This is a genomic window from Promicromonospora kroppenstedtii DSM 19349 (assembly GCF_000515355.1).
Classification (GTDB): domain Bacteria; phylum Actinomycetota; class Actinomycetes; order Actinomycetales; family Cellulomonadaceae; genus Promicromonospora; species Promicromonospora kroppenstedtii.
The window spans coordinates 4,364-5,526 of sequence record NZ_KI911616.1 but is presented as its reverse complement, the minus strand read 5'-3'; the positions used below and the strand labels follow the sequence as shown (position 1 = coordinate 5,526).

At 74.7% G+C, this 1,163-nt stretch carries 2 protein-coding genes and 1 pseudogene; all 3 read right to left on the bottom strand.

The window, feature by feature from the left end:
* Positions 1 to 186: pseudogene (locus PROKR_RS04500) on the bottom strand (hypothetical protein); the annotation flags it as partial.
* A gap of 97 nt (positions 187 to 283) precedes the next feature.
* The gene (locus tag PROKR_RS04495) at positions 284 to 958 is read right to left on the bottom strand and encodes a response regulator (protein WP_036959951.1); all 675 of its coding nucleotides are present in this window, start codon (positions 956 to 958) and stop codon (positions 284 to 286) included.
* Positions 955 to 1,163: hypothetical protein (locus PROKR_RS36830; protein ID WP_425414854.1), on the bottom strand; the 209-nt coding region annotated here is incomplete at its 5' end. The genes PROKR_RS04495 and PROKR_RS36830, both read right to left, overlap by 4 nt.

Sequence of the window (1,163 nt, the reverse complement as noted above, 5' to 3'; positions counted from 1 at the left end):
CGCGTGCGCGGCCCACGGTCCGCCCCAGCCGCCGCGTGCGCCCCGCCGGGCGCGCCGCGCGATGAGGAAGACCACGGTCGCGAACAGCAGGAACCAGAGCAGCGGGAAGATGAAGAAGAACGGGCCGGGTCCGCCCCAGCCGTAGTGCGGCCCGTTGGCGAGGACCTCCGTCGTCGCGGTGAGCATGTCGACCTCCAGCAGTCGGTTCGGCCGGTCGTTCCGGCCACACCACCAGGCTGCCGCCGCCAGGCTCCTGCGGCGTCAGCCCGGCGTACCTGCCGCCTTACCTCCCTGGTGCCGCCCAGCCGGGCCGCACCAGGCCCGCCTCGTACGCCAGCACCACGAGCTGGGCGCGGTCGCGTGAGCCGGTCTTCATGAGCACCCGCGAGACATGCGTCTTCACGGTCGACTCCGACAGGTACAGCCGCCCGGCGATCTCGTCGTTGGCGAACCCGCCCGCGACCTCGACCAGCACCTCCCGCTCACGCGGGGTGAGCTCGGCGAGCGCCGGCGCCGGCCGCACGGTCCGGGTCGCGTCCGCGACCTTGGCCAGCAGTCGCCGGGTCACCGTGGGCGACAGCAGCGCGTTGCCCGACGCCGCGACGCGCACCGCCCGCACCAGCTCCGCCGGCTCGGTGTCCTTGACCAGGAACCCGGACGCCCCGGCGCGGATCGCCTCGGTGACGTACTCGTCGAGCTCGAACGTCGTCACCACCACCACGTGCACGCCCGCGGCGCGAGGCTCCGCGATGATCCGCCGTGTCGCCTCCAGCCCGTCCAGGCCGGGCATGCGGATGTCCATCAGCACCACCTGGGGTAGGTGCTCCAGGGTGAGGGCCACGGCGTCGTCGCCGGTCGCGGCCTGCGCCACGACGCGCATGTCGTCCTCGGAGTCGATCAGGGCGCGGAACCCGCCGCGCACCAGGGCCTGGTCGTCGGCCAGCAGGACGTCGATCATGCGGTTCCTCCGGTCTCCGGTGCGTCGGGCTGCTCGGCCTGCGGCGCGTTCTCCGGCGTGGGTGGTGGGTCCTCGGCGGACGTCGGCATGCTCGCGGCCTGGTCCGCCGTGGACGGCCTCCGAGGCTGCGGAGCGACCGGGATCCGCGCCCGGACCTCCCACCCGGGAGCGGTGGCGCGGGGGCCGGCGGTCAGCGTGCCGCCCG